The sequence below is a fragment of the Actinoplanes sp. NPDC051411 genome, assembly GCF_040682075.1.
In the GTDB taxonomy this organism is placed as follows: domain Bacteria; phylum Actinomycetota; class Actinomycetes; order Mycobacteriales; family Micromonosporaceae; genus Actinoplanes.
Map to the genome: position 1 here is coordinate 220,814 of NZ_JBFBAD010000001.1, position 2,202 is coordinate 223,015.

Below are 2,202 nucleotides of genomic sequence, written 5' to 3' on the forward strand. Positions count from 1 at the left end.
TCACCACACTCCTCGGCGTGCTCGACGTCCCTGGACACCCGCCGGGCCGCCCCCACCACCCGGCCCCAGGCCGGGCGGGGCCCCCCCCCCCCCCCCGCGACCACGCCGGACGACGTCATCCGTGCTCGACGACCGGCCGGATCTCGACCCCGCTGTGCCCGGCCCGCACCTCGGGCAGCAGCGCCGCGAGCCGGGTGACCTCGTCCAGGTCGGCCGCCTCGAGCACGTAGAAGCCGCCCAGCACCTCCTTGGTCTCGAGGAACGGCCCATCGGTCGTGATCAGCCCACCCGCGCCGTCGCTCCGCAGCGTCGTCGCGGTCGACGCCGCCTCGAGCTCCTCCCCGCCGGCCACCCGCGGGCCGGCCGCCTCCCGGAACCGCACGTGAGCCGCGTCGTGCTCCCTCTTCTGCTCCGAGGTCATGGCCTCCCACTCCGCGTCGACGCCGTGGATGAGCAGCAGATACTTCGCCATTTTCTTACCTTTCCGATATTTCGGATCCGTCTGTGAGGACCCGCTCATCCACCCGACGAACGGCCGTCCGCGAATTTCGACAGCCTAGGCTCGAATCATGCCGATGAACCGGGTCGACCTGGGCGAGGTCCCCTACCAGGAGGCCCAGACGCTGATGCCGCAGTGGGTGGACGAACGCCGGGAGGGCCGCGCCCCCGACCGCCTCTTCCTGCTCAGCCACCCCCCGGTCATCACCTACGGCAAACACACTCCGCTCACCGACCTCCCCGCCGACAGCGACTGGCTCCCGGTCGTCCCGGTCGACCGCGGCGGCCACGCCACCTATCACGGCCCCGGCCAGCTCGTCGGCTACCTGATCATGAACCTCCACGACCGCGGCCCGGCCGACGTGGTCCGCTGGCTCGAGAACGCCCTGATCGCCGGCCTCGCCGACCTCGGCTTCGAAACGATCCGCCGCGACACCCCGCGCGGCGAAAACAGCCTGGTCGGCATCTGGACCCCCGACCACGCCAAGCTGGTCTCGATCGGCATGCGCATCCGAGGCGGCATCACCAGCCACGGCTTCGCCCTCAACATCGACCCCGACCTGACGGTCTACGACCGCTTCACCGCCTGCCGCCTCGACGGCGTCGAAATGACATCCCTGCGCCGCCTGGCCACCCGGACGGGCCGCGAGCTGCCACCCGAGCCGATCATCCGGGACGCGCTGGCTGCCCGGTTGGGCGCGATTTCCGTACGGGTCTGACCGCCCCGGCCGTTACCTGATGACTCCCGTACGGTCCGCCGCTGACGGGGATGCTGTCCTCTGGAGGTCTCCCACCAAATCCGCGCCACGGCTGCCGCGTGACGTGGCCGGGCATCAAACGAAATGCGCTCTCTGCTGCCGGAGTTCTACCCGGTCTTCCTGAACGCCTCCGCCGACCGCAAAGGCAATCTGACCAGTGCGGAAGCCCCGAGCCGTGCCGGCGATCGCGCCGACGCCGACCGCCGCGGCGAAACTGTCGCGGGCTCGGATCGCGGCCGCCCGGCAACGCGGTAGCCGGCAACGCGGCGTCGACGACCCGGCCGGGATCCGCGAAGCCGACCGCCGCGAACTGCTGTCGATCAAACGCGTGTTCGGGCCCGTCGCCACGCCCTGGCCGCTTGACGAGAGCCGGCCTACCAGTACGCCTTCATGACCTCGTGGACCCAGGCCGGCTCGCGGATCTCGGCGCCGGGCGGGGTCATCTCGGTCAGGTAGGGCTTGATGTCGAGGACCGGGGTGCCGTCGATGGCGTCGAGGCCGCGGACGTGCAGGCGCAGGCCCTCGACCTTCAGGAGCTCGCACGGGGAGACGCCCAGGTGGTTGGGGCGGTCCTTCACCCGCTGGGCCAGCACACCGACCCGGGGGAGGGCGGTGTCGCCGCGGGGGTGGCGGGCGCCGCGGGTGGTCTTGGCCGGGTCGCAGAGGTGGAACGAGTAGACGACCTCGAGGTGGGAGAACTCGTCGAGGCCGGCCACCGCGTCGGCCGAGAGCTGGGCGTCGTCGAGCTCGATCAGCGATGTGACCGGGGCCCAGTGGTCGTCCTCCGGGGTGGTGCGGGCGGTGCGGACGGTTCCGATCGGTGTCACGGTAAGGGTTTCTGAGAGCACACCGTCATCCTGCCATCACGCTGGGACGCACCGGCACGCGCACGTGGTGTGGGGGCTGTGGGGTGCGCCAAGTAGCATGTAATAATTATGGTTTTAGC

4 protein-coding genes are annotated in these 2,202 nt (G+C 70.8%); 2 read left to right on the forward strand and 2 right to left on the reverse strand.

Features of this window, described 5'->3' with window-relative positions; translation table 11 throughout:
- Positions 1-115: 115 nt before the first annotated feature.
- Positions 116-472 (reverse strand): YciI family protein, encoded by a 357-nt coding sequence (locus AB0M88_RS00970; protein WP_364093493.1) that lies wholly within the window; start codon positions 470-472, stop codon positions 116-118.
- 97 nt (positions 473-569) lie between these two features.
- On the opposite strand from AB0M88_RS00970, the gene lipB reads away from it, so the two are divergent.
- Together lipB and AB0M88_RS00980 are read left to right on the forward strand one after the other, a co-directional pair.
- Positions 570-1,217, forward strand: coding sequence for a lipoyl(octanoyl) transferase LipB (lipB, locus tag AB0M88_RS00975; RefSeq protein ID WP_364093496.1), 648 nt, complete (start codon positions 570-572; stop codon positions 1,215-1,217).
- 123 nt (positions 1,218-1,340) lie between these two features.
- Positions 1,341-1,511: a hypothetical protein gene (locus tag AB0M88_RS00980; RefSeq protein ID WP_364093499.1), complete on the forward strand. Its 171-nt coding sequence runs from the start codon at positions 1,341-1,343 to the stop codon at positions 1,509-1,511.
- A 119-nt stretch (positions 1,512-1,630) separates the two neighbouring features.
- On the opposite strand, the gene AB0M88_RS00985 is transcribed toward AB0M88_RS00980, so the two are convergent.
- Entirely contained in the window at positions 1,631-2,083 is a 453-nt protein-coding gene (locus AB0M88_RS00985; RefSeq protein WP_364093501.1) for an SAM-dependent methyltransferase, read from the reverse strand.
- Positions 2,084-2,202: the final 119 nt, after the last annotated feature.

What these genes read in the sequence shown, in the direction of transcription:
- AB0M88_RS00970 (WP_364093493.1), bottom strand. Translation starts at nt 472, where the DNA reads ATGGCGAAGTATCTGCTGCTCATCCACGGCGTCGACGCGGAGTGGGAG.
- lipB (WP_364093496.1), top strand. Translation starts at nt 570, where the DNA reads ATGCCGATGAACCGGGTCGACCTGGGCGAGGTCCCCTACCAGGAGGCC.
- AB0M88_RS00980 (WP_364093499.1), top strand. Translation starts at nt 1,341, where the DNA reads ATGCGCTCTCTGCTGCCGGAGTTCTACCCGGTCTTCCTGAACGCCTCC.